This window comes from Microlunatus sp. YIM B11417, assembly GCF_059617205.1.
In genome coordinates this window covers 306732-330164 of record NZ_JCAMPJ010000006.1, presented here as the reverse complement: position 1 = coordinate 330164, position 23433 = coordinate 306732, and the positions used below count along the sequence as shown (strand labels likewise).

Below are 23433 nucleotides of genomic sequence, written 5' to 3'. Positions count from 1 at the left end.
AGAACACCCGCTGAACCCGCCGGGAAAACCCCGGCCGAGCACCAAACCACGAACCACCCACAACACACCCCATCTAGGCCGTGTTGCACTCACCCCGAGATTCCGCCGCGGCGTGTCGCTGCAGAAGTGACCAGTCGATCGGCGGGGGTGAGGGGTCGTGGTGCTCCGCGTTCGGCCCTGTCCGGCGGGAGTGGCAACCATCGTGGGCGCCCAACCGATCACGGCGTCCACCGCACGCCGGCGCCGGCGCCCACCGATGGCGGCGTCCACCGATGGCGGCGTCCACGGCGGCACCCGAACGCTCTCGGCGCGCCCGACCGATCGCGACGTCCACGCGCCACCGAAACCCCATTGGCACGCCCGACCGATCGGGCCGTCCACGGCGCCACCCCGAACACCCTCGTCGGCGCCCCCGACCGATCGCGACGACCACGCACCACCGAAACCCCATTGGCACGCCCGACCGATCGGGCCGTCCACGGCGCCACCCCGAACACCCTCGTCAGCGCCCCGACCGATCGCGACGACCACGCACCGCCCGAACACCCTCGTCGGCACGCCTAACTGATCGCGGCGTCCACGTGCCGGCCCACCGCCCCTCGATGCACGCCCGACCGATCGGGGCATCCACGCGCCACTCCGCCTCCCCCGCGTCGACGCGCCCAACCGGTCGAGGCGTCCACGGCCCCAGCCCAAACCCCTCGTCAACACGCCCTACGGATCGTGGCGTCAGCCCAAACCCCACGTCGCCCTACCGATTGCAGCGGCTTCGGCGCCACCCGAACACCCTCGTCGGCGCGCCCAACCAGTCGCGGCGGCGTCCTCGCCGGCGCTCCATCGCTCCCGCCGGTGAGGCGAGTGACACAGATCTGACGCGGAACAGGTCGGGAATGCGGATTCCGGCCGGTCTCGGCGCGTCGAGCGTCAATTCTGTGACATTCGCGCGACGGCCGGCACCTCGCCGAGCACCAGCGACCCAGCAGCGTGGGCCCCGAGTAACCGCGGAGCACGTCGCCAAGGTGGCGGATTCCGACCGATCTGGGCGCGAGCGTTGAAGCTGTGACATCCACGCGCGGCTCCGGCCGCTTCCGCGATCCCGCCCGATCGAAGTCACGCCGCACTTGATCGACCGCACCCGAACCCGACTCGACCGGCCGTACCCATCCGCCCCGCGGGAGCCCGCGTAGGCCTGGCGATCGCACCGCCGCCGACCAACGGAAATCCGCTCAGCCGGCCAACGGAAATCCGCTCAGCGGCCAACGGCAGTCCGCTCCGCCGACCAACGGATATCCGCTCCGCCGACCGACGGCAGTCTCCCGGCCGGCTGAAACCCGCTCCGCCGACCGACGGCAGTCTCCCGGCCGTCTGGAACCCGCTCCGCCGACCAGTCACTTCCGCAGCGACACGCCGTGAAATCCGCTGCTTTTCTGACCGGTCGGCGGTTGGTCAGCGGGCGTAGGCGGGGCCGAGGTGGCCGGCCAGGCAGCCGGCGACCTGCTGTTGGATCATCACCGGACCATCGTCCGGCGCCGCGTTGCGGAGGACGGCCCAGAGGTCGGAGTCGAGCACACGGCGGGCGGGCTGGGCGTCGAAGCGGTCGATCAGGTCGGCCGGGACCTGCTGCGGGTCGGTGGCCCGGAACTCGGAGACGATCTGGTCGTAGCGGGAGGCGAGGACGGTGTTGGCCGGGTCCAGACCGGCCAGCAGCAGCATTCCGGTCGGCTCGGTGGCCAGCGGTACGACAGCGAGGTCCGGCCGGTAGGTCCGCAGCACTCCGATCAGCTGGTACGCGTCGCCGGTCCAGACGCCGGTGTGCCGCACCCGGGCGGCCTCGTCGACGTTGCGCGGCAGTACGCCGTCGAGCAGGATCACGCCCCGCGGGGTGCTGCAGCGCTCGACGTTGATCACGTCCCGGAGGACGAATTCGAAGAGGTGCAGCCCGTCCACGTACGCCAGGTCGAACGGCCGCCCACCGGTCGGTTCCAGCGGGTCGGGCCGGTTGAAGTAGTCGTCGCTGGTGGTCCGGAACAGGGCCACGTCGCAGCGCAGCTCGGCCTCGATGGCGTACTGCGGATCGATCCCGACCGCCTGGCAGCGCGCCAGGGCCAGGCTGTGCCCCTGCCGTACCCCGATCTCCAGGTAGCGCTCCGGCTGCAGCCGCCGATGGACCTCCGCCAGCACCTCCAGGGACTTCATCGAGCAACGGTATCGCGGCGCAAGGTGTCCCGGTGGGGCCCACGCGGCGACGTCCAGGTGACGCGCGAGTGTGTTCCCCATGTCCGACGGCGGAACAGTAAGAGCACCCCACGACGTTGTCTCCCCCGCTGCGCTCCTCCGACAACGCCGCGGGGACCCCGCTAGAGTTCGTCCGGTGACAAGCTTGCGTAACGTCGCCGTGATCCTGGCCGGAGGCATCGGTACCCGGGTCGGCATGAGCATCCCCAAACAGTTGATCAAGGTCGCCGGGAAGCCGATCATCGAGCACACCCTGGCCACCTTCCAGGCGTCGCCGCTGATCGACGAGATCCTCGTGCTGATGACCCCGGGCTATCTCGACGAGATCCGGGCCATCGTCAAGAAGGGCGGCTACGACAAGGTCAGCCAGATCCTCGAGGGCGCCGGCGCGGGCGGCACCCGCAACGACACCACCGCGATCGCGCTGAACGCGCTCGGCGAGGAGGACTGCAACGTGCTGCTGCACGACGCGGTCCGGCCGCTGGTGTCGCAGACGATCATCGCGGCCAACGTCGAGGCGCTGCGGACCCATCAGGCGGTCGACACGGCGATCCCGTCGGCGGACACGGTGATCATGGTCGACGATCCGGGTGCCCGGATGGTCGACGTGCTCCCCCGGCATCTTCTCCGGCGCGGCCAGACGCCGCAGTCGTTCCGGCTCTCCACCATCCGGGCCGCGTACGCGAAGGCGGCCGAGGACCCGAACTTCATGGCCACCGACGACTGCACCGTCGTGCTGCGCTACCTGCCGGAGGTGGAGATCGCCGTCGTGGCCGGCCACGAGCGCAACATGAAGGTCACCGAGCCGATCGACATCTCCCTGGCCGACAAGCTGTTCCAGCTCGCCTCGGCCGATCGGCCGGAGCCGCTCAGTGACGACGAGTACCGGCGCCGGCTGGCCGGGAAGATCATGGTCGTCTTCGGCGGCTCGTACGGGATCGGCCACGACATCGCCGAACTGGCGGCCGGCTACGGCGCCACGGTCCGCGCGTTCTCCCGGTCCTCCACCGACACCCACGTCGAGCGGCGGGCCGACATCACCAAGGCGGCCGAGGAGGTCATCGCGAAGGACGGCCGGGTCGACTTCGTGGTCAACACGGCCGGCATCCTGCCGCTCGGCGAGCTGGCCGAGTACTCGGAAGAGGCGGTGTACGCGGCGACGGAGATCAACTACCTGGCGCCGGTGTTCATCGCCCAGGAGTTCTTCCCGCACCTGGCCGCGAGCCACGGGTCGCTGCTGCTGTTCACCTCGTCCTCGTACACGCGGGGCCGGTCGGGCTATTCGCTCTATTCGTCGGCTAAGGCGGCAGTGGTCAACCTGACCCAGGCGCTGGCCGACGAGTGGGCCGACGCCGGGGTACGGGTGAACTGCCTGAACCCGGAACGGACCGGCACGCCGATGCGGACCAAGGCGTTCGGCGAGGAACCGCCCGGCACGCTGCTCACCTCCGAGGAGGTGGCCCGGCAGTCGCTGGACGTGCTGCTCTCCGGCCAGTCCGGCCACGTGATCGACATCCGCCGTTCGGAAGGCCCGGCCGCGCTCGAGAACGGCTGATCCGTTGATCCGTGCCCTGAGCCTGTCGAAGGGCCAGGCGAGATGTGGCCTGCCCTTCGACAAGCTCAGGGAGCGTTGTGGCCTTGGCCCCAGGGGTCGCCCCACTCGACCTTCCTGGCCTTCCGGTAGTCATCTCTCCCCCGCTTCGTGATCTTGGTCCGCTCGATCCCCGGCGGTTGCGTGCACAGGGTCAGGTCAACCTGTCCCTTGGCGTAGCCGGGATGCCGGACGATCCGGGCCGCCGCCGGAGCGACCGGCTGCCGGGTCGCGACCAGATAGCTGAACTTCTCGTCCTCGTACGACAACTCGGCGTTCTTGATCAACCGGTGAGTGGCCGAGCGCCCGATCCGGACGGCGAAGTGGCACCAGTCAACGCCGGCCAGCGGGCAGGCCAGGTCGTGCGGACAGGGCGCGGCGATCCGCAGCCCGCCGGTGATCACCTGCTCGCGGGCGTCCAGGATCCGCCGGTAGCCGGCCTTGGTCCCCGGCTCGATGATCGCGAGGGTGGCCCCGCTGCCGGCCAGCTTGGTGATCATGGTCCGGCGCGACTCCGGGTCCAGCTCGCCGAGCACGTACGAGAGCGTGATCAGGTCCGCGTCAGGCAAGGTCAACGACTCGTCCAGCAGGGACCGGGTCCAGCCGGTGCCCCCGATCGGGCCGCCCACGTCGGCGACCAGCCGGCGCCCGACAGTGATCATCGCCGGCGCTTGTTCGATCACCCGGTGCTCGGTGATCCCGGGCCAGGTCTCGGCCGCCGCCCAGACCGCTCCCCCGGTGCCACCGCCGAGATCGACGTGCCGCTCCGGCCGGAAGTCCGGCAGCGCCGCCGCGGCCTGCTCCAAGGCGGACCGGACGGCGGCGAAGGTGGCCGGCATCCGGTACAGCGCGTAGGCGGCGGCCTGCTCCTCGGCCGCCACGATCGGCGCGCCCGCCGGCGCGGGCCGATCGGCCTGGTAGCGGTCGATCAACCGGCCGGTCAGCTCGGCCAGCCGACCGGTCGGCAGCGAACCGGCCAGCCGTTCCAGGCCCGTGGCCAGCGGTTCCGGCAGTGACTGCACCGCACCGTCCTTCATGATCGACTCGAGCCCCGGCTGGGCCTCCGACCTTACGATAAAGGGATGGAGCAGCTCGACGTGATCATCGTCGGCGCGGGAATCTCCGGCGTCGGGGCCGCCTGTCAGCTCCGGTGCCGCAGCCCGGGCCGGACGTTCGCGGTGCTCGAGGCCCGGGACCGGATCGGTGGCACCTGGGACCTGTTCCGCTATCCGGGGGTTCGTTCGGACTCGGACATGTTCACCCTCGGCTACGCGTTCCGGCCGTGGCGCGGGCCGCGGGCGATCGCCGACGGCGCCTCGATCCGGCGCTACCTCGAGGACACCGCGCGCGAGTTCGGCGTGGACGGCGAGATCCGGTTCGGCCACCGGGTGCTGGCCGCCGACTGGGACGACACCGCGGCGCGCTGGACGGTGACCGTCGAGCACGGCGCCGAACGCCGGACGCTCTCCTGCCGCTGGCTCGCGCTGTGCTCCGGCTACTACGACTTCGCGGCCGGCCACCGTCCCGCTTTCCCCGGCGAGGAGGCCTTCCGGGGCTCCATCGTCCATCCGCAGCAGTGGCCGGACGATCTCGATCACCGGGGCCGGCGGGTGATCGTCATCGGCAGCGGCGCCACCGCGATGACGCTGGTCCCGGCACTGGCCCGGACCGCCGCGAAGGTGATCATGGTGCAGCGGACCCCGAGCTACGTGGTCTCCCAACCGCGGGACGACCCGTTCGCCGAACAACTGCCCGGCTGGCTGCCGTCCCGGCTCAGACCGTGGCTGGTCCGCTGGCGGAACCTGCTGCTGACGCAGGCCTCCTACCAGTTGTCCCGGCGCCGCCCGGAGGAGATGAAGGCGCGGCTCCGCCGCGGGCTGCGGCACGCGCTGCCGGAGCCGTACGACCTGGACACCCACTTCACGCCGCCGTACCAGCCGTGGGACCAGCGGCTCTGCGTGGTCCCGGACGGCGACCTGTTCCGGGCCATCAACGAGGGCCGGGTCGAGGTGGTCACCGACCGGATCGACACCTTCACCCCGGCCGGACTGCGGCTGCGCTCCGGGCGCGACCTGGACGCCGACCTGATCGTCACCGCGACCGGCCTCCGGGTCCGGATGGCGGGCGGGATCCGGCTCAGCGTCGACGGCGTCCCGGTCGATCCGGGCCGTACGGTGACGTACCGCGGCGTGATGCTCGGCGGGGTGCCGAACCTCAGCCTGGTGATCGGCTACGTCAATGCCTCCTGGACGCTGCGCGCCGATCTCGTGAACGGCTACGTCGCCCGGCTGCTCCGGCTGATGGACCGGCGCGGCTACGACCGGGTCGTCGCCACGCCGCCCGGTGGCGAGCCGAGCGACCGGCCGCTGCTCGATCTCAGGTCCGGCTACGTGGAACGGGCCGCCGGCGCGCTGCCCCGACAGGGTCGAAGGTCGCCGTGGCTGATCCACCAGAACTACCTGCGCGAACTGTGGCCGCTGCGGTTCCGGCCCCTCCGCGACGGCGTGCTCCGGTTCCGCCGGGCCACTGCCGCCGATCGGGAACGCCCCGCTGTTGATCATGAACGAGCCCCGGCCGGTGATCACTGATGGCACCGTTCACCTTCGGCAACGGGACGGCGATCGTCACCGGCGCCGCGGCCGGGATCGGCGAACAGCTGGCGTACCAGCTCGCGGACCGCGGCCTGTCCCTGGTCCTCGTCGACCGGGACGCCGCCGGGCTGGACCGGGTGACCGCCGCGGTCCGGGACCGGACCACGGTGACCGGCTACCTGGCCGACCTCGCCGACCCGGACGCGACCGAGCAACTGGCCGCCGGCCTGGCCCGGGACCACCCGGGCTGCCGGCTCTTGATCAACAACGCCGGCGTCGCCCTGGTCGGCGACTTCGAGCAGGTCAGCGCCGAGGAGTTCGACTGGGTGCTGGCGATCAACCTGCGCGCGACCGTGACCCTCTGTCGTGCGCTGATCCCGGTGCTGCGGTCCAACCCGGGCTCGCACCTGGTCAACCTGTCCAGCCTGTTCGGCCTGATCGCGCCGGCCGGGCAGGCGGCCTACGCCACCAGCAAGTTCGCGGTCCGCGGCTTCACCGAGGCCCTGCGCGCCGAGCTGGCGCCGACCGTCGGCGTCACGGTGGTCCATCCGGGCGGCATCCGGACCGGGATCGCCCGCTCCGCCCGCCGCGCCATCGCATTGCCGCCGGACCCGGCCGGCACCGACCTGGACGACTTCGACCGGCTGCTCACCTTCCCGGCCGACCGGGCCGCGACCATGATCATCCGGGCCGTCGAACGCCGCCGGCCGCGGCTGCTGATCGGCGCCAGCGCGACGGTGCCCGACCTGCTCGCCCGGCTCACGCCCGGCCGCTACCCGCGGGCGCTCGCCCTGCTGCACCGGCTCGGGTCCCGGGGTGGCCGAGCGGAACCGGACTCCGATGCTGCACGATGGTCCGATGCCGATCGCTGAGTTGCTCCGCCTGGGCCGTCCCCGGCCGATCGTCCGCTGGGGCGATCCCGTCCTGCACCGGCCCGCGCAGCCGGTCACCGACTTCGGGCCCGAGCTCCAGCAACTGCTGGCCGACATGTTCGCCACCAACCGGGCCGCGAACGGCGCCGGGCTCGCCGCCCAGCAGATCGGCGTCGACCTCGCCGTGTTCGTCTACGACTGCCCGGACCAGACCTGGGAACGCCGGGTCGGCGTGGTCTGCAACCCGGTGTTGGACCCGCCCGGCCGGCGCAGCCTGATCACGCTCGGCGAGGGCTGCCTGTCGCTGCCCGGCGGCGAGGCCGACGTGTCCCGGCCCGAGTACGCCACCTGCCGCGGCCAGGACCAGTTCGGCGAGCCGGTGGTGGTCACCGGCGGCGGCACCCTGGGCCGCTGCCTGCAGCACGAGACCGACCACACCAACGGCACCGTGTACGGCGACCGCCTGCCGACCCGCCGCCGCAAGGAGCTGCACCGCGCAGCCGCCCGCTACGCCGATCGCTTCCCCGCCGACTGGCCGGTCACCGACGCTCCCTGATCCGGACCGATCAGAAATCCCCCGTCCCGTCGTCCCTTCCCTGCGAGCTCTCGTACCGATGGAAGGATGGACGACCATGACCGACGCCGGACCGCCGGGCACCGACGAGGCCGCGTTCATCGCGGCGGCTCGCTCGGACGACACGTCGCGGTTCGCCCTCCTGACGGAGCGCCACCGGCGTGAGCTGCAGGTGCACTGCTACCGGATGCTCGCGAACTACGAGGATGCCCAGGACCTGACCCAGGAGACGTTCCTGCGCGCCTGGAACAAGCGGGCCTCGTTCCAGGGTCACGCCGCCGTCCGGACCTGGCTGTACCGGATCGCGACGAACGCCTGCCTCGACTTCCTGGCCAAGCGCAACGACCGTACGCCGGTGCCGTCCGGGCTGACCGACCCCGACTCCGAGGTGCTGTACCTGCAGCCGTACCCCGACCGGATGCTGCCGGCGGACCCGCAGGAGTCGGCGGTGGCGCGGGAGACGATCGAGCTGGCGTTCATCGTCGCCGTGCAGCACCTGCCGCCGCGACAGCGGGCCGTGTTCATCCTGCGCGACGTCCTCGGCTGGCCGGCGGCGACGGCCGCCGAGGCTCTCGACCTGACCGTCGCCTCCGTGACCAGCGCGCTGCAGCGGGCCCGGGTGACGATCCGCGAGCGGCTGCCGGACCGTCGCCTCGACTGGCGGCGCCCCGCCGGCCGCGAGCTGACCGACGACGAGCGCGGCGTGCTGAAGCGATACGTCGACGCCCATCAGCGCAACGACCTCGCCGGGTTGGCGTCCCTGTTGCGGGATGACCTGCACTTCGTGATGCTGCCCGAGGCGGGCACCACGACCGGCACGGCCGAGCACGCCGTCGACGGCTGGGTGGCCGGCGGGCTGTTCGGGCCCGGCTACGACGACTGGCGCGGCGTCACGACCACCGTCAACCGGATGCCCGCCGCCGCCTTGTACCGCCGCATCCCGGACGACCCGGTGTATCGGCTCTTCACCCTCGCGGTGCTGCGCGTCGTCGACGGGAGGATCGCCGAGCTCACCGGTTTCGACGCCGCCGGCAAGCCGTGGCTGGGGCTGTCCCCGACCCTGTGATCAGCGCCTGGTCTCGTACCGGGTCATCAGGATGCCGCCCGGAAACGTCCGGGTCTCGGCCAGGGTGAGGTTCACCCAGTGGTCCAGGGCGGTGAAGTACGGCGTGCCGCCGCCCACCAGGACCGGCACGGTGACGAGGACGTACTCGTCGATCAGCCCGGCCCGCATCGCCGCGCCGGCGAGCGTCGCACCGGCGATGTCCATCGAGCCGCCGTCCTCGGCCTTGAGCCGGCTGATCTCGGCGACCGCGTCGCCGGTGAAAAGGCGGGTGTTCCAGTCGACCCGGTCGACCGTCGAGGAGAACAGGACCTTCGGCATCTCGCGCCAGCGACGCGCGAACTCGCGCACCGCCGGAGTCGCCCCCGGCTGCTGGTCCGCCCTCGGCCAGTCGGAGCTCATCAGCTGCCACAGCCTGCGGCCGTACAGCGACAGCCCGGTCGCCGCCACCCGGTCGGACCACCACCGGAACAGCTCCTCGCTCGAGGACGAGTCGGGCCCGTCACCACCGCTCCAGCCGAGGTCGTCGCCCGGCGCGGCGATGTAGCCGTCCAGGGTCACATTCATGGCGAAGGTCAGTTTTCGCATGGCGTCAGCCTTTCCTGAGTCGGTCTGCACAGGTACAGACGGTCGTGGCGCCGAGTGCTGATCGGTCCGCCCGGCTCGCCCGGCCGTCCTCAGGCCCGCTACCCCACACTTCCTGTCGCTTTACCAGAGAAACTTCTCGGGTAAAGCGACGGTTTTTCACGTAACGTGAAAAACCGACCGGCCCCAGTCACGACGCAGTGGTGGAGGTACGGGTGCGGTTGGCCAGCAGCTCGCGGAGCAGGCGGACGGCGGGCACGACCTGGGCGTCGCGCAGGTTGCCGTAGCCGAGGACCAGGGCCGGCGGGTCGGGCGGCCGGTCGGCGGCCCGGTAACGATCATGGTCGACCAGATGCAGGTCGGCCGCCGCCGCGCGTCGGACCAGGTCGGGGACGTCGGTCCCGGCCGGCAGCCCGAGCACCAGATGGAGTCCGGCGCTGAGGCCGGTCACCGGCAGGTCGGGCAGTTCGGCGGCGAGCCGTTCGACCAGTCGGTCCCGCCGTTTCCGGTACGACAGCCGCAGCCGCCGCAGCTGCTGGTCGTAGCGACCGGACTCGATGAACTCGGCGAAGGCCACCGCGTCCACGGTGGACGGCCCGAGCCCGTCCAGGGCCGCCGCGACCGGCTCGATCCAGTCCGGCGGCGGCACCACCCAGCCCAGCCCGAGGGCCGGCGACAGGGTCTTCGAGACCGAGCCGAGCAGGGCCACCCGGTCCGGCGCCATCCCTTGCAGGGAAGCGACCTGGGCCCGGTCGTAGCGGAACGGCGCGTCGTAGTCGTCCTCGATGATCAAGCCGTCGACGTCGCGGCACCAGGCCAGCAGCGCGGCCCGGCGGGCCGGCGACAGTGCCACCCCGGACGGGAACTGGTGGGCCGGCGTGATCAACACGGCCCGCACGCCGGGGAGCCAGGGCAGCCGGTCCACCAGCAGGCCGTCGGCGTCGACCGGCACCGGCCGCGGGGTCAGACCGTGCCGCGCGCAGAGCTGCCGCAGCCGGCCCCAGCTCGGGTCCTCGACCGCGATCTCGGTCAGCCCGGCCCGCACCAGGGCTTCGGCCAGGGCGCTCATCCCGGCACTCGCGCTCGGCACCAGCAGGGTCCCGGCCGCGTCGGCGTACGCGTCCCGGGCCCGGCGCAGATAGCCCGCCACAGCCCGCCGGGCGCGCGGATGCCCGGCCGGATAGGCCGCGGCCAGCTCCCCCGCCGGCAACAGGCTCACCGCCCGCCGCATCGCCTCGGCCCAGCCGGTGCGCGGGAAGGCATTCAGGTCGGCGATGCCCGGGCCGAGATCGATCCGCCACGGCCGCGGGTCGGGATCGGCGACCGGTTCGGCCTCCGCCTGCCAGACCAGGCCGGGCCGGACCCGGGTGGCCGAGCCGCTCCGGGCGGTCAGGTAGCCCTCCGCCGTGAGCTGGCCGTACGCCTCGGTGACGGTGGCCCGGGAGATGCCCAACTCCGCCGCGAGGGTACGGCTCGGCGGCAGCGCCGTGTCCCCCGGCAGCCGACCGTTCCGGATCGCGGCCCGCAGGGCGCGCGCCAGCCGTTGGTAGAGCGGGCCCTCGTCGGCCCCGGACAGGTCCAGGACCAGGTCCCAGGCCAGCCGCGGCGCCCGGTCGGCCACGTCAGGCCGGGTCGGCCGGCGGATTGATCAACAACGACAGCCCCTGGTACGGGTCCAGGATCACCGGGAAGCTGTGCAGGTCGTCCACCTCGCCGATGATCTTGTCCGTCATCATGTCGATCACCGGCGCGCCCGGGATCAGATGTTCGGACAGGACGTTGCCGGCGATCGGTTCGTCGGAGAAGTTGAGCACGGTCACCTGGCGCGCGTCGCCCTCCAGCCCGTGCACCATCACCAGCATCGCCCGCTGCGAGACCTGCGGCACGTCCAGCTGCTCCGCGACATCGATCCGGTACCGCTTGCGGACCCGCAGGATCGCCGCCAGCCCGGACACGAACGAGTCCGGATCCTCCAGCTGGGCCGGCAGTCCCCCGTACAGGCTGACCCCGCGCGGCATCTGCGAACCGGACTGCAAAGCGTGTGGCTGGTAGTCCATCAGGTCGTACGCCGCACGGTGGATCCACCGGGTGTCACCGGTGGCCAGCAGCGGCTCCACCTGCTTGCGCGGCAGCGTCAGCAGGCCGCACAGATCCCAACCGGACAAGGCGAAGACGCCCGGCTGCCAGGCGTTGAACGCGGCCAGCAGCAGGTGCGCCCGCTTGATCGTCTCGACCTCGGCCGGGGTGATCTCGTCCAGGTCGGTGACGCCGAGCGTGGCGGCGATGATCGTCGCCAGCGTGGAGGCGATCCCGTTGGTGGTGAAGGTCGCGTTGTACGGCGCCGCGTCGCCGGCCAGCCGGTCGGTCAGCTCCTGCCGGATCGTCACGGCCAGCTCGGCCCCGCTGATCTCGCCGCCGCGGAAGGCGAACGCGTCCTCAGCGTGCAGGGTGGCGAAGTGGACGAGTTCGTACGTCATCTCGTCGTGGTTCTGCAAGGCGTGCACCAGCCCGACCGGGGCCACGCCCATCGTCAGCGCCAGGTTCATGGTGAGCCGGAGGAATTCGGTGTCGGCGGTGGCCAACGCGTGGTGGTAGGCGGGCCGGTTGACGAAGTCGTACGACAGGTCGGCGCCCCGCTCCGAGGTCGCCTTGATGTCGTCGATGGTCAGGTTCAGCTCCTGGAACGTGAAGCCGCCCACCTTGCGCACCATCGAGGCGATGAACTGGTTCGCCGCCTCGGACAGCGGATGGCCCTCGGACCAGGCGGGCGCTCCCTCGGTCGTCTTCTCCACGGCGAGGAAGCCGTTCGCGTCCAGCCGCAGCGCGCCGGTGCCGAGGTCGCCCAGCGAGTGCAGCGCGTCGCCGATCACCAGCCGCATCCCGGCGAAGGTCGGGTCCAGCCAGTTGATCGACGGCTGGCCCTCCTTGAAGTAGTGCAGGTAGACCCAGCGCCGTTCCACGCCGTCTTCGCCGAGGACGACGTCGGTGGCGCTCCAGTTGGTGTCCTTGATGCCCGGGTCGTAGAAGATCACCCGCTGCATCTGGCCGATGATGTAACCGGCCTTGGCCAGCTGGTCCTCGGTCTCGGCGTCGAGGTTGATCGAGTCCCGGCCGTGCGGCACCCGGGGCAGCAGATGCCAGTCCTCCGGCGCGATCTCGACCATGTGATAGACGCCCGGGTAGTCGCCGACCTTCATCTCGGCCAGCCGGAAGTCGGCGCCCTTCCCGGTGTGCCCGGGGACGATGTCGTCGATCACCGTACCGCCGTGCGAGGAGGCCACCTCGCAGAGCGTACGGAACTCCTCCTCGGTGCCGAACTGCTCGTCGATCTGGGTGCTGATCCGGTCGAAATGACCGTCCACGGTCGGCGTCGCGTCCCAGCCGGTCAGGCCGCCGGCCCGCTTCACCGGCCCGGTGTGCACGGCCTTGATGCCGATCTTCTCGAACGCCCGCCACAGGTCGTCGTCGCCGAGGGTGCCGAGGAAGGAGCGGCCGGGCGCGGTGATCAACGAGATCGGGTACGCGGTGAACCAGACCGAGGCCTTGTCGATCGCGGCCCGCGGATCCGGGTGCGCGTACGGGTTCTGCCACATGCTGCCCAGCCCCGAGAACTGGCCCGCGATCGCCGTCGCGTCGCCGAGCATCGACTCCTCGCGCAGCCAGGCGACGTAGGCCGGGTTGTCACCGGACGGCTTGCCGTTGCGCGGCGTCCGCGGCCGGAGCGCGTAGAGATCACGCAGCCTGGCCCGCGGCCGCAGGCGTTGCGGGCGGGCCGGATAGAACTGTTCGTCGTAGGTGATCTCGCTCGTCGGTGTCTCGTCGCGCGGCTGGACGACCTCGTCGTCGGGTGTGTATGCCTCCTCCGCCACGCAAGTCCCTTCCGCCCAGGCGACATGGTCGTCGCTCCCGCATGGTTCATCACCAACGCTACTGCAGGCGAGCCGGTTCGAAACCCCCAAACCGGCCGCGCCGCCCGCCCAAGATCATCAGAACCGGGCGAAAGATCATCAAGTTCCCCGTCAGAGCCGCGACGAAACCCTGGCTTCGACCGAGGCCTCGTCCAGATCGAGCTGCTCGATCAATTCTCGATACACATCGTCATCCAGGCGGAACGCGTCCCGCTCCGCGGTCAGCGCCCGCCGCTGGGCCCGGACCATCTCCAGCCGGGCCTGCTGGAACTGCCCCGCCATCAGCTGCCGCTTCGCGTCGAACCTCCCGTCCGGATCGCCGTCGCCCTCGGCCGGTTCAAGATCATCCACGACCCGCTGCCGGGCTCGCTGCGCCTCGGCGAACCGGGCCGCGAACGCCTCGACGGCGGCCGGGTCGATGCCGGATCCCTTCTTCTCGGCCAGTTTGGCGAACAATTCCCGCATCGTGTCCTGGCCGGCCTGCTGGATCACCTGCTGAGCATGCCGGTGCTGCTGTTCGGTGTACGCCTCCTCGGCGGCCGGGTCCAGCTTGAGGCTGCGGATGAACGCGGGCAGCGTCGCGCCCTGGATCAGCAGCGTCCCGATCGCGACGACCAGCGCGATCACCTGGATCGTCGCCCGGCCGGGGAACTCGGCACCGGACGCGGTCACCGCCGGGATACCGGCGGCCGCGGCCAGGGTCACCACGCCGCGCATGCCCGTCCAGGAGATCACCAGATCCGACTTGAGCGGCAGCACCCGCTGTTCGGGCGGCAGCTGGCCCTCCCGGTGCCGGGCCTGTCTGATCGCCTTCCTGGCGTTGGGCCGGTCGCGCAGGAACCAGCGACCCAACCGGGCCTGGCCGACCAGCCGGGCGTGGTCGAGCAGGACCCAGGCGATCCGGACCAAGATCACCACCAGCAGGACGCCGAGCGCGGCCAGCAGCACGCCGCCGATCGGCCGGCCCTCGGCCACCACGTCGTCCAGGACGAACTTGACCTGCAGCCCCATGTAGGCGAACACGAACGCCTCCAGCAGCACCGAGACGGCCCGCCAGACGTCGCGTTCCTGCATCCGCGTCGCCACCCCGGTCCGGTCCGAGTTGTGCCCGACCAGGAAGCCCGCGGCGACCACCGCGACGACGCCGGAGGCATGCAGTTCCTCGGCGAGCAGGTACGCGGCGAACGGGACCACCAGGCCGAGCACCGTCTCCAGGCCGGCGTTGTCCAGCCGGCTCCGGGTCTGCAGCACGATCACCGCCAGCACCAGCCCGACCAGGAGGCCCACGACGGCGCCGTACCCGAAGAACAGGACCGGACTCTCGATGAACGCGGTCTGCTGGGTGACCGCGACCGTCGTGATGGTGAACAGCGTCAGTGCCGCGGCGTCGTTGACCAGGCTCTCCCCGGTCAGGATCGTCATCACCCGTTTGGACAGGCCGAGCCGCCGCCCGATCGCCACCGCGCTGACGGCGTCCGGCGGCGCCACCACGGCGCCCAGCACCAGGGCCGCGCCGAGGGTGAGCTCGTTGACCATGATGTTCGCGGCGCCGCCGACGACCAGCGTGGTCGCCACCACCAGCAGGATCCCGAGCCCGAGGATCGGCCGCAGGTTGCGCAGGAAGTGGATCAGCGAGAACTCCAGCGCCGTGGAGTAGAGCAGCGGCGGCAGGACGAAGCTCAAGATCAACTCGGGTTCGACCTCGAACCGCGGCAGGCCCGGGACGAACGAGACCGCCGTCCCGACCACGACCAGGATCAGTGGGGTCTGCAGGCCGCGCCGATGCGCCACCGCCGTCACCACGATCGCGGCGATCACCACCAGGAGAAGCTGCGCACCGTCCACGTACAGGACAGTAATGACCGGATCAGGGAACCCGGTGGAGCCACTCTGTGGTGCCGAACTTCTCCTCGACCAACTGCTCCGCCCGGGCTCGCTCGGCCGGGGTGATCTCGGCATCCTGGGTGTCGTACCGGGATCGGAAGTGGTCCTTGTAGGCCTCGATGATCGCGGCCCGGGACAGCCCGGTCTGGCTGCGCAGCGGATCGACCCGCTTGTTGGCGCTCTTGGTGCCCTTGTCGGACAGCTTCTCCCGGCCGATCCGGAGCACCTGCAGCATCTTGTCGGCATCGATGTCGTACGCCATCGTCGCGTGGTGCAGCACCGAGCCGGCGGCCAGCCGCTTCTGCGCCGCGCCGCCGATCTTGCCGGCCGGCGAGGCGATGTCGTTCAGCGGAACGTAGCTGGCGTCGATGCCCAGCCCGTGCAGCGCGCCGAGCACCCAGTCGTCCAGGAACGCGTACGAGCGCTCGAAGCTGAGCCCTTCGACCAGCGACGTCGGCACGTAGAGCGAGTACGTGATCGTGTTGCCCGGCTCGATGAACATCGCGCCGCCACCGGAGATCCGGCGCACGACCGTCACCCCGTAGGCCACCGCGGCATCGGTGTCGACCTCGTTGCGCAGCGACTGGAACGAGCCGATCACCACGGTCGGGCGCTCCCACTCCCAGATCCGTAGCGTCGGCGCCCGGGTCTCCTCCGCGACCGCCTCGGCGAGCACCTGGTCCAGCGCCATCTGCATCGGCGGGGTCTCTGCCGCCCCGTGGATGATGTCGAAGGTGTGGTCGGCCCAGCCGGTCGCGCGACCGACGGCCCGCCGGACGGCGATCGCGACGGCGTCCGGGGTGAAGCCGATCATCCGGGCCTCACCGGCCGCGACCGCCACCAGTTCGCTGAGCCGGTCCACCGGGGTGTCCACGGCCAGGCCGGTCAGCGCCGCGTCGATCCGTTCCAGCGCGTCGTCCGGCTCCAGGAAGAAGTCGCCCGAGATGCGGACCGACGCCAGCCGGCCCTGCTCGACCTCGACATCGGCGGCCACCAGCTTGCCGCCCGGCACCTTGTATTCCCCGTGCATCGCCCAGTCCCGCCTCGTCCGCCAGTTCCGTGTCTCGTCAGCTCAGTGCTGGGCCGGGGGCCATTCCCGGCCGTTCTGCGCCGGCGGCCAGTCCTGGCGCTGTTCGGCCGGCGGCGCGGACCGGACCGGACCCTGGCCGGGCAGCACCGGTCCGGGCGGCGGCTGCTGTCCGTACTGCTGCGGGTACGGCTGCTGCTGCGGCGCCTGCGGTGCCGGCGACTGCTGCTGGTACGGCTGCTGCTGATACTGCGGCGACGGCTGTCCGTACGGCTGCTGCTGCCCGTAACCCTGCTGCTGTTGCCCGTAGTTCTGCTGCTGCGGGTGGCCCTGCTGCTGTCCGTACGACTGCTGCTGGTACGGCTGCTGCGGCTGGGGTTGTCCGTACTGCGGCTGGACCGGCTGCTGCCCGTACTGCTGCGGCGGACCGACCGGCTGCGGCGGTTGCGGCTGTCCCGGCTGGTTCATGATCACCGTGATCATGCCGGGCGGGTTGGCCCGGTAGAACGCGTCGACGAAGGCCGGGTGGGCCCGGGTCATCAGGATCGTCTGCCCGTCCACGTCGGCGCCGACGACGTCGGACCGGTAGCTGCCCAGGATCACCGATCCGAAGGCCGTGAGCAGGAGCAGCACGAACAGGATCGCGCCGATCGGCGAGGGCAGCACGGCGACCAGGACGAAGGCCAGCACGATCGAGCCGAGGCCGCCGATCAGGGTGACCAGCCGCCACATCGCGATCTTGCTCCGGACCGCCTCACTGACCGGGACCATCAGGCCGATCGGCGGGCTGGTCGCGTTCATGATCAACCGGCCGATGCCCGGCAGGAACATGGTCCATTCCTTGCGGAACAGCATCCGCGTGTTCGTCGTCGCCGGCTCGCCCGTGGCCGGGCAGACCGGCGGGAAGACCACTCGCGACACGTCCTGGCGGAGCCAGGAGACTTTCATCGACACCTTGTCAGACCTCTCCACGACCGAACGGCGAAAACCGTACGCCACAATACGAGACACCTGGTGCGGGACCTGACCGGATCCGGCGGTTCGGGTTGATCTGTGCGGAGGAACACGTAGCGTGGACCCTTTCTGTCCGCGATCTTCGAGGAGAGCTGTGCTCACCCTGACCGAGAACGCAAGCACCGTTGTGAAGACCATTGCCACCCAACAACTGGGAGCCGAGGAAGGCGGCCTCCGGATCAGTAGTCACGACGGAGACGGAAGTTTCGCCATTGCCGCGGTGCCCGACGGGCAGCCCGGCGATCAGGTGGTGGAGAGCGACGGCGCGAAGGTGTTCGTCGACGAGAACGCCACCCCTGCCCTGAACGACAAGGTGCTGGACGCCCAGATCGACGATCAGGGCAACGTCCAGTTCCGGCTCGGCCAACAGGCTTGACCGGGCTGCGGGCCTGATCATCATCTGCGCCGGCGGGCGGGCAGGCGGGGCGGCTGGTCCCCCTGCTCGTCCACCAGCCAGGCCGGCGCGGTCAACCGCCACGCCTCGAACGTGAGCTCGCTCAACTCGTCCGGCTCGATGCCGTCCAACTGAACCACCACCCAGCCGAACTGCCCGGTCGTGAACTGGACCTCGAACACGTCCGGCCGCTCGTGCACCAGCGCCAACTGCTCGGCGATCGTCTGCTTCAGGCCGACCGTGCTGGTCCGCTCCCAGAGGTAGCCGAAGCCCTTCCCGTGCACCTTGAACCCGGTCCACTCGGGTCCCTCGGACCGTTCGACCTCGGGCAGCAGGTCGACCAGGCGAAGGAACGTCGGAATCGTCACGGCCACGGCCTCATCGAACCAGAACGGTCCGACAGTTGGCCGGTCCGATGCCGTAGTCTCCCCCGCTGTGACGGAGCGACCCGACGGGACGGACGACAGCGAAGGCCTCGGCCGCGAGGCCGGGCCCGACTTCGCGGCGCCGGGCACGCCCTCCTCGTACGGTTCCGGTTCCTCGTACGGTCCCGGTGCGACCACGCCACCACCGGCGCCTCCGTCCCCGCCGCAGTATCAGCAGTACCCGCCGCCGGGCCAGACCCCTCCCTCGCCCGGCGAGACCGCACCACCGCGTCCGCCAGGAGACACCCGCCCACCCTGGTCGGCCGGCTCGCCGGTGCCGCCGCCGCGGTCCAACCGGGGCCTCACCCTCGCGATCGTCGGCACCGTCGTCGTGGTGCTGCTGCTCGTCGTCGGCGCCGTTGCGCTGCGGAACGCGCTCGGCGGATCCTCCGGCGCGGCCACCGATCCGGCCGGCCAGTGGACCACGCCGCCGCGTAAGAAGACGCCGCCGCTGAACACCGAGCCCGAACAGCACTTGGGCTCCGGGTTCACGTTCACCTCGCCGGCCGGCTGGAAGCGGGCCGACGACTGGGGCGACAAGAACGACGGCAAGATCGTGGATGCGGCCGGCAACGACATCACGGTCTACATCTTCGAGCCGGACGATCCGCGGGACCGGTGCCGGAAGGAGCTGCGGTCGCTCGAGGTCTGGGTGCCCGGCGAGATCAGCGAGCTGCCGGACCGCAAGCTCGACGGCAAGGTCGCGCCCGGCGGTCAGCTGCTCGGCGAGGACACCTATCAGATGCGCTGTGCCTCCGGCCCAGCCGGTCTCTACAACATCTCGCTGCAGTCCCACCCGGACGACATCGACGCCACCAGCGCCGCCTTCACGGCACTGCTGGACAGCTGGAAGTGGCGCTAGACCTCGACGCTGCTGTCCCCGACCATGATCACCGTCGTACCGTCCGGTCCGGCGAACGCGTCGGCTTCCATGATCACGAAGCGGTACGTCAGCCCGCCTGGCGGCACCTCGACCCGGCGGTAGGCGAGCAGTTCGCGCTGCCGCGGCCAGAGCGGGCCGCCGAGCCGTTTCCCGTACACCTGAAGGACTTCCGGCACCGCGGTCTCGTGATCATGGTGCAACCCGATCTCGACCTCGACACCGCCGGCGACCCGCGCCGCGGCCAGCCGGCTGACCCCGACGGTCCGGAAGCCGAGCCCGGAACCGAACGGCCGCAGCACCGGATCGGGCCGGTCGACATAACTGCCGGCCGAGTCCAACCGGTCGTTGTAGCGGACCGGCACCACCCCGGTCGCGGACGGCAACGTCACCGGCAGCCGCCCGGTCGGCTCGGCCGCTCCGGTGAGCAGGTCGGCGATCGCCGCCGCGCCGTACGGGCCGGGATAGAAGGAGAGTACGGTCGCGTCGCTCACCGCCAGCACCTCGGTCAGCACATGCGGCCGGCCGGCGATCACGACGCTGACCACCGGCCCACGCGCCCGCGCCCGGACCTCCCGCAGCCAGGCGACCTGTCCGCCCGGAAGTTCCAGGTCGGCCAGGTCGACACCCTCACCGCAGTTGGCCGCCGTACGCTCGCCGGCGGCACCGTTGTCGGCGAACTCCTCCTCGTAGGCCCGGTGGCTGGTGCCACCCAGCACGCAGACCACCAGGCCCGCCCGCTCGATCGCCTCCTCGCCGGCCACCGACCAGCGATCGGCCAGTGCCTCCCGGACCGTCTCCGCGTCACCCGGACACAGCGGCGGAACGTAGTCGCCGAGCATCGCGGTCACGGAGTCGGCGTTCGGCCCGGCCACCGCGACCAGGAACGTGCCTTCATCGTTCCCTGAGCTCGTCGAAGGACAAGGCCCCGCCGGGCCCGGCACGTCGACCGGCTCGGCGCCCGGTCGGCCCCGCGCCGGCAGCACGCCGGCCCGGTCGTCGAGCAGGATCAACGACCGCGCGGCCAGCTCTCGGGACAAGGCCGCAGCGTCCCGGACCACGACCGGCCCCGGCCGCTCGTCGTCGGTGCCGGGCAGCAGCCCGTACCGCTGTTTCAGTCTGAGCACCCGGCGGCAGGACCGGTCGACCGCCTCCTCCAGTTCGGGTTCGTCGGCGACGAGCTCCTCCAGCAGCGTGTACGCGGTGTCCCACAGGCTCACGTCGACGCCGGCCAGCAGCGCGGCCCGGGCGGCCGCCCGCAGCGAGCCGGTCTGGCCGGCCAGCCGGTCGATCGCCAGCCCGTCGCCGACGACGATGCCCTCGAAGCCCCAGCGGTCCCGGAGCAGGCCGGTGAGCAGGTCCGGGTTGGCGCAGCAGGGCACGCCGTCGATGTCGTTGTACGCCGCCATCACGCCGACCGCGCCGGCCTCGATCCCGGCCAGGGCCGCCGGCAGGTGCAGCTCGGCCAGGTCGTGCGGCCCGATCACCGCCGAGTGCCCGTTCCGGCCGCCGATCCCCTCGCCCTGCGCCGCGAAGTGCTTGATCACCGCACCGACCCCGGCGGACGCCAGACCGCGCACCTGTGCGGCGGCCAGGTCGGCGGCAAGCCGCGGATCCTCCCCGAAGCACTCCTCGCTGCGCCCCCAGCGCGGGTCACGCAGCAGGTCCAGGCCGGAGATCAGGGCGAGGTGGACGCCGGCAGCCCGGAGCTCCGCGCCCATCGCCGCCGCGCACTCCTCGACCAGGCCCGGGTCCCAGGCCGCCGCGGCCGCGAGGTTCACCGGGAACAGCGTCTGGCCCAGGCTCTGGTGCCCGTGCGGCGCCTCCTCCACCAGCCACGGCGCGATCCCGTGCCGGGAACACTTCCGGCCCGCCTCGGTGATCATCGCCGCCACGCCCGCACGATGCTCGGGCAGGATGCCGTTGTGCCAGCCGCGCCCGGACCAGGCGTCGGACCGGAACACCCCGTAGAGGCCGCCGAGGCCACCGCAGCGTTCCGCCTCGGTATGGAAGGCCTCGGTCAGGACATGATCATCACCGGCCCGGTCCACGGCGGTCCAGCCGTGCAGCCGCAGGCTGAGCTGCCCGGCCTTCTCGCGCAGGGTCAGCCGGCCGAGCAGGCCGTCGACGTCGGCCATCAGTCCAGCGGTGCCGTGGTCGTGGCCCGGTAGTCGGCCGGCAGTTCGGGGATCTCGGAGGTGCCGGTGGCGTAGCCGACCACCTCGGCCAGCCGCGGTGCGTCACCCTCGAGCTTGATCGTCAACCGCTCGACCCGGCGGGCCGGGAAGGCGTGCAGCCGCCGGCTGCCGACGGTCCGGCCGGTCGCGACCTGGTGATCGTGATCGAGGACCGTGTGGCCGGTGATCCGTTGCCCGTCGGCGAGCTCCTCGACCAGCGCCAGGTGGTCGAGCTCGACCTCCGCGCCGAAGTCGATCATGACGCCGTCCTCGGTCTCGGTCAGCTTGGCCGGGATCGGGTCGGCGAACCGCCGGCCCAGTTCGGCGGCCCACTCGGCCACCCGGGCCCGGTCCGCGTCGTCGATCAGGCCGCGCCGGTCCGGCGGGATGTTCAGCAGCAGGTTGGCGCCCAGGCCGACCGAGCGGTAGTAGATGGCCAGCAGATGATCAAGGTCCTTGGGCTGCTCGGTCGGCTGCCAGAACCAGCCGCGGCGCAGCGACACGTCGCACTCGATCGGCAGGTAGAGCGCCTCGCTGAACGTCGTCGTGACCACGGTGTAGTTGTCCATCTTGGTGTGGTCGATCACGTACGCGTACGGGTCCGCGGAGTAGCCGTCCTCGTTGCCGACCCAGCGGATCGTCGGGTCGCCCATGTTGAACACCATCGCGCCCGGCTGGTGGGTGTGCACCACGTCCATGATCGCCGCCCAGTCATAGGTACGGCCCTGCGAGCCGGCCCCGTCGAACCAGAGCTCGACCAGCGGCCCGTACCGGGTGCAGAGCTCGGTCAACTGGCGCACGTAGAAGTCGTCGTAGGCCGCCGGATCGTCGTAGCAGTCGGCGTTCCGGTCCCAGGGCGACAGGTAGAGCCCCAGCCCCAGGCCGGCCTCGGCGCAGGCCTCCGCGACCTCGCCGACGACGTCCCCGCGGCCGCCCTTCCAGGGGCTGCTCGCGACGGAGTAGTCGGTCGTCTCGGTCGGCCACAGGCAGAAGCCGTCGTGGTGCTTCGCGGTGAGCACCACATACCGGGCACGGGCTTCCTTGGCCACCGCCACCCACTGCCGGGCGTCCAGCTCGGCCGGGTCGAAGCTGGCCGCGGGCAGCGTGCCGTCGCTCCATTCCTTGCCGTGGAAGGTGTTCAGGCCGAAATGGAAGAACACGCCAAGGCCCCAGTGCTGCCAGCGCAGCTGCTCCGGGGTCGGGGTGAGGGTCCCCTCGGTCGATGTCACAGTTCGGGCTCCTCGTTGAAGTAGACACGGTCACGGCCCCGGTCCAGGGCCAACGCCAGCGCGCCGCGCACCGCGGCACCGTCCGGCAATGCACTCGGCACCACGCGCGGCCGGAACAGCGACGTCGCCGCCACCTGCTCCCCCACCGCCTCGGCCACCTCGGCCGACGCCTGCGGTCCGGACAGCACGACCAGTTCGGGGTCGGCGACGGCGCAGAGCGCGATCGCCGCCTCGGTCAGCTGGCCGATCACCTCGTCGGCCGAGCGTTCGTACGGGTGGAAGCCGATCTCGCCGGCCGCCCCGTTGGCGCCCCGGACCAGGCGGCCGTCCAGCACCAGCGCCGCGCTCAGGCTCTCGGTGAACCGGAGCAGCACGAAGTCGTCGGAGTCGGCCGCCGCGCCGTAGCGGTGCTCGGCTACGCCGGCCAGGTTGGTGTCGTTCTCCAGCACCACCGGCACGCCGAGCGCCTCGGTCAGCCGGGCGCCTTGTGGGCCGGCCCAGTGCGGATGGTCGGAGACGTACGCGACGTTGCCCTGCCGGTCCACGATGCCCGGGGTCGCGACCACCACGGCCTGCAGCGGCCCGGCGTCGGCGAACCCGCGCACGGCCCGGCGGACCAGGGTGGCCGGCCGCTCGTTGCGGCGCGCCTTGACCCGGATCCGCTCCAGCTCCGTGCCGTCGACGTCGGCCAGCACCGCTTCGGCGTGATCGGGCTGGATCTCCAGGCCGACCACGGTGCCGCAGCCGCGGCGGAGCCGGTAGCGCATCGCGTTCGGCCCGCGGCGCCCGGTCGCGATCTCCCCGTCCTCCTCGACCAGACCGGCATTGATCAGCCGGGTGATCAGCTCACCCGTTGACGGCCGGGACAGTCCGGTCAGCTCGGCCAGCGCCGGACGATCCAGCGGCCCACGGGCGAGCAGCAGCTCGATCACCCGGTCATCGCTTCTGGATTTCACGCCGCCATTCTCCCTGCTACCAAGGCCC

General features: G+C 71.5%; 19 protein-coding genes. 7 read left to right on the top strand and 12 right to left on the bottom strand.

The annotated features are described in order from the left end of the window. Positions 1-1446: 1446 nt before the first annotated feature. A complete protein-coding gene (locus AC6CCG_RS26315; protein WP_496657715.1) occupies positions 1447-2196 on the bottom strand; it encodes a class I SAM-dependent methyltransferase in 750 nt (249 codons plus the stop codon). A 175-nt stretch (positions 2197-2371) separates the two neighbouring features. On the opposite strand from AC6CCG_RS26315, the gene AC6CCG_RS26310 reads away from it, so the two are divergent. Next, positions 2372-3790: an SDR family NAD(P)-dependent oxidoreductase gene (locus tag AC6CCG_RS26310; RefSeq protein ID WP_496657714.1), complete on the top strand. Its 1419-nt coding sequence runs from the start codon at positions 2372-2374 to the stop codon at positions 3788-3790. A 65-nt stretch (positions 3791-3855) separates the two neighbouring features. Here AC6CCG_RS26310 and AC6CCG_RS26305 read toward each other — a convergent pair whose 3' ends face one another. Further along, positions 3856-4848 carry a small ribosomal subunit Rsm22 family protein gene (locus AC6CCG_RS26305; protein ID WP_496657713.1) on the bottom strand — a complete coding sequence of 331 codons (993 nt, stop codon included), beginning with the start codon at positions 4846-4848 and terminating at the stop codon, positions 3856-3858. 60 nt (positions 4849-4908) lie between these two features. On the opposite strand from AC6CCG_RS26305, the gene AC6CCG_RS26300 reads away from it, so the two are divergent. From AC6CCG_RS26300 to AC6CCG_RS26285, 4 genes are all read left to right on the top strand, one after another. Continuing rightward, positions 4909-6414, top strand: a complete 1506-nt coding sequence (locus AC6CCG_RS26300) for a flavin-containing monooxygenase (protein ID WP_496657712.1) — start codon at positions 4909-4911, stop codon at positions 6412-6414. Beyond that, complete coding sequence (locus AC6CCG_RS26295; RefSeq protein WP_496657711.1) at positions 6414-7289, top strand: SDR family NAD(P)-dependent oxidoreductase; 876 nt, start codon at positions 6414-6416, stop codon at positions 7287-7289. The genes AC6CCG_RS26300 and AC6CCG_RS26295 overlap by 1 nt, the downstream gene beginning before the upstream one ends. Continuing rightward, the gene (gene def / locus AC6CCG_RS26290; protein ID WP_496657710.1) at positions 7276-7845 is read left to right on the top strand and encodes a peptide deformylase; all 570 of its coding nucleotides are present in this window, start codon (positions 7276-7278) and stop codon (positions 7843-7845) included. Before AC6CCG_RS26295 ends, def begins: the two co-directional genes overlap by 14 nt. A gap of 76 nt (positions 7846-7921) precedes the next feature. After that, on the top strand, positions 7922-8929 hold the full coding sequence (locus AC6CCG_RS26285) for an RNA polymerase subunit sigma-70 (protein ID WP_496657709.1): 1008 nt from the start codon (positions 7922-7924) through the stop codon (positions 8927-8929). Here AC6CCG_RS26285 and AC6CCG_RS26280 read toward each other — a convergent pair whose 3' ends face one another. The 6 genes from AC6CCG_RS26280 to AC6CCG_RS26255 all read right to left on the bottom strand — a co-directional run bounded on the left by AC6CCG_RS26280 (position 8930) and on the right by AC6CCG_RS26255 (position 17278). After that, positions 8930-9514 (bottom strand): dihydrofolate reductase family protein, encoded by a 585-nt coding sequence (locus AC6CCG_RS26280; protein WP_496657708.1) that lies wholly within the window; start codon positions 9512-9514, stop codon positions 8930-8932. 187 nt (positions 9515-9701) lie between these two features. Next, the gene (gene pdxR, locus AC6CCG_RS26275) at positions 9702-11132 is read right to left on the bottom strand and encodes a MocR-like pyridoxine biosynthesis transcription factor PdxR (RefSeq protein WP_496657707.1); all 1431 of its coding nucleotides are present in this window, start codon (positions 11130-11132) and stop codon (positions 9702-9704) included. Position 11133: 1 nt separating this feature from the next. Then, positions 11134-13380 carry a maltose alpha-D-glucosyltransferase gene (treS, locus tag AC6CCG_RS26270; protein ID WP_496657706.1) on the bottom strand — a complete coding sequence of 749 codons (2247 nt, stop codon included), beginning with the start codon at positions 13378-13380 and terminating at the stop codon, positions 11134-11136. 150 nt (positions 13381-13530) lie between these two features. Beyond that, entirely contained in the window at positions 13531-15264 is a 1734-nt protein-coding gene (locus AC6CCG_RS26265; RefSeq protein ID WP_496657705.1) for a cation:proton antiporter, read from the bottom strand. A 22-nt stretch (positions 15265-15286) separates the two neighbouring features. Continuing rightward, a complete protein-coding gene (gene lplAB, locus AC6CCG_RS26260; protein ID WP_496657704.1) occupies positions 15287-16333 on the bottom strand; it encodes a lipoate-protein ligase LplAB in 1047 nt (348 codons plus the stop codon). A gap of 42 nt (positions 16334-16375) precedes the next feature. Then, a complete protein-coding gene (locus AC6CCG_RS26255; protein WP_496657703.1) occupies positions 16376-17278 on the bottom strand; it encodes a hypothetical protein in 903 nt (300 codons plus the stop codon). Positions 17279-17438: 160 nt separating this feature from the next. Here AC6CCG_RS26255 and AC6CCG_RS26250 point away from each other — a divergent pair, with 160 nt between their 5' ends. Next, a complete protein-coding gene (locus AC6CCG_RS26250; RefSeq protein WP_496657702.1) occupies positions 17439-17720 on the top strand; it encodes a Fe-S cluster assembly protein HesB in 282 nt (93 codons plus the stop codon). Between the two features lie 20 nt (positions 17721-17740). Here the strand turns inward: AC6CCG_RS26250 and AC6CCG_RS26245 are convergent, their stop codons facing one another. After that, positions 17741-18112, bottom strand: a complete 372-nt coding sequence (locus AC6CCG_RS26245; RefSeq protein WP_496657701.1) for an MmcQ/YjbR family DNA-binding protein — start codon at positions 18110-18112, stop codon at positions 17741-17743. A gap of 61 nt (positions 18113-18173) precedes the next feature. On the opposite strand from AC6CCG_RS26245, the gene AC6CCG_RS26240 reads away from it, so the two are divergent. After that, complete coding sequence (locus AC6CCG_RS26240; RefSeq protein ID WP_496657700.1) at positions 18174-19025, top strand: hypothetical protein; 852 nt, start codon at positions 18174-18176, stop codon at positions 19023-19025. Here the strand turns inward: AC6CCG_RS26240 and AC6CCG_RS26235 are convergent. Genes AC6CCG_RS26235 through AC6CCG_RS26225 form a run of 3 tightly spaced genes read right to left on the bottom strand, consistent with a single transcriptional unit; the run spans position 19022 to position 23405 of the window. Further along, the gene (locus AC6CCG_RS26235) at positions 19022-21181 is read right to left on the bottom strand and encodes a glycoside hydrolase family 3 protein (RefSeq protein WP_496657699.1); all 2160 of its coding nucleotides are present in this window, start codon (positions 21179-21181) and stop codon (positions 19022-19024) included. The two genes, AC6CCG_RS26240 and AC6CCG_RS26235, sit on opposite strands and share 4 nt — an antisense overlap. After that, positions 21181-22449 carry an alpha-L-fucosidase gene (locus AC6CCG_RS26230; protein ID WP_496657698.1) on the bottom strand — a complete coding sequence of 423 codons (1269 nt, stop codon included), beginning with the start codon at positions 22447-22449 and terminating at the stop codon, positions 21181-21183. The genes AC6CCG_RS26235 and AC6CCG_RS26230 overlap by 1 nt, the downstream gene beginning before the upstream one ends. Beyond that, a complete protein-coding gene (locus tag AC6CCG_RS26225) occupies positions 22446-23405 on the bottom strand; it encodes an ROK family transcriptional regulator (RefSeq protein WP_496657697.1) in 960 nt (319 codons plus the stop codon). Before AC6CCG_RS26225 ends, AC6CCG_RS26230 begins: the two co-directional genes overlap by 4 nt. Between the last annotated feature and the right edge of the window lie 28 nt (positions 23406-23433).

What these genes read in the sequence shown, in the direction of transcription:
- AC6CCG_RS26315 (WP_496657715.1), bottom strand. Translation starts at nt 2,196, where the DNA reads ATGAAGTCCCTGGAGGTGCTGGCGGAGGTCCATCGGCGGCTGCAGCCG.
- AC6CCG_RS26300 (WP_496657712.1), top strand. Translation starts at nt 4,909, where the DNA reads ATGGAGCAGCTCGACGTGATCATCGTCGGCGCGGGAATCTCCGGCGTC.
- AC6CCG_RS26295 (WP_496657711.1), top strand. Translation starts at nt 6,414, where the DNA reads ATGGCACCGTTCACCTTCGGCAACGGGACGGCGATCGTCACCGGCGCC.
- def (WP_496657710.1), top strand. Translation starts at nt 7,276, where the DNA reads ATGCCGATCGCTGAGTTGCTCCGCCTGGGCCGTCCCCGGCCGATCGTC.
- AC6CCG_RS26285 (WP_496657709.1), top strand. Translation starts at nt 7,922, where the DNA reads ATGACCGACGCCGGACCGCCGGGCACCGACGAGGCCGCGTTCATCGCG.
- AC6CCG_RS26280 (WP_496657708.1), bottom strand. Translation starts at nt 9,514, where the DNA reads ATGCGAAAACTGACCTTCGCCATGAATGTGACCCTGGACGGCTACATC.
- lplAB (WP_496657704.1), bottom strand. Translation starts at nt 16,333, where the DNA reads ATGCACGGGGAATACAAGGTGCCGGGCGGCAAGCTGGTGGCCGCCGAT.
- AC6CCG_RS26255 (WP_496657703.1), bottom strand. Translation starts at nt 17,278, where the DNA reads ATGAAAGTCTCCTGGCTCCGCCAGGACGTGTCGCGAGTGGTCTTCCCG.
- AC6CCG_RS26235 (WP_496657699.1), bottom strand. Translation starts at nt 21,181, where the DNA reads ATGGCCGACGTCGACGGCCTGCTCGGCCGGCTGACCCTGCGCGAGAAG.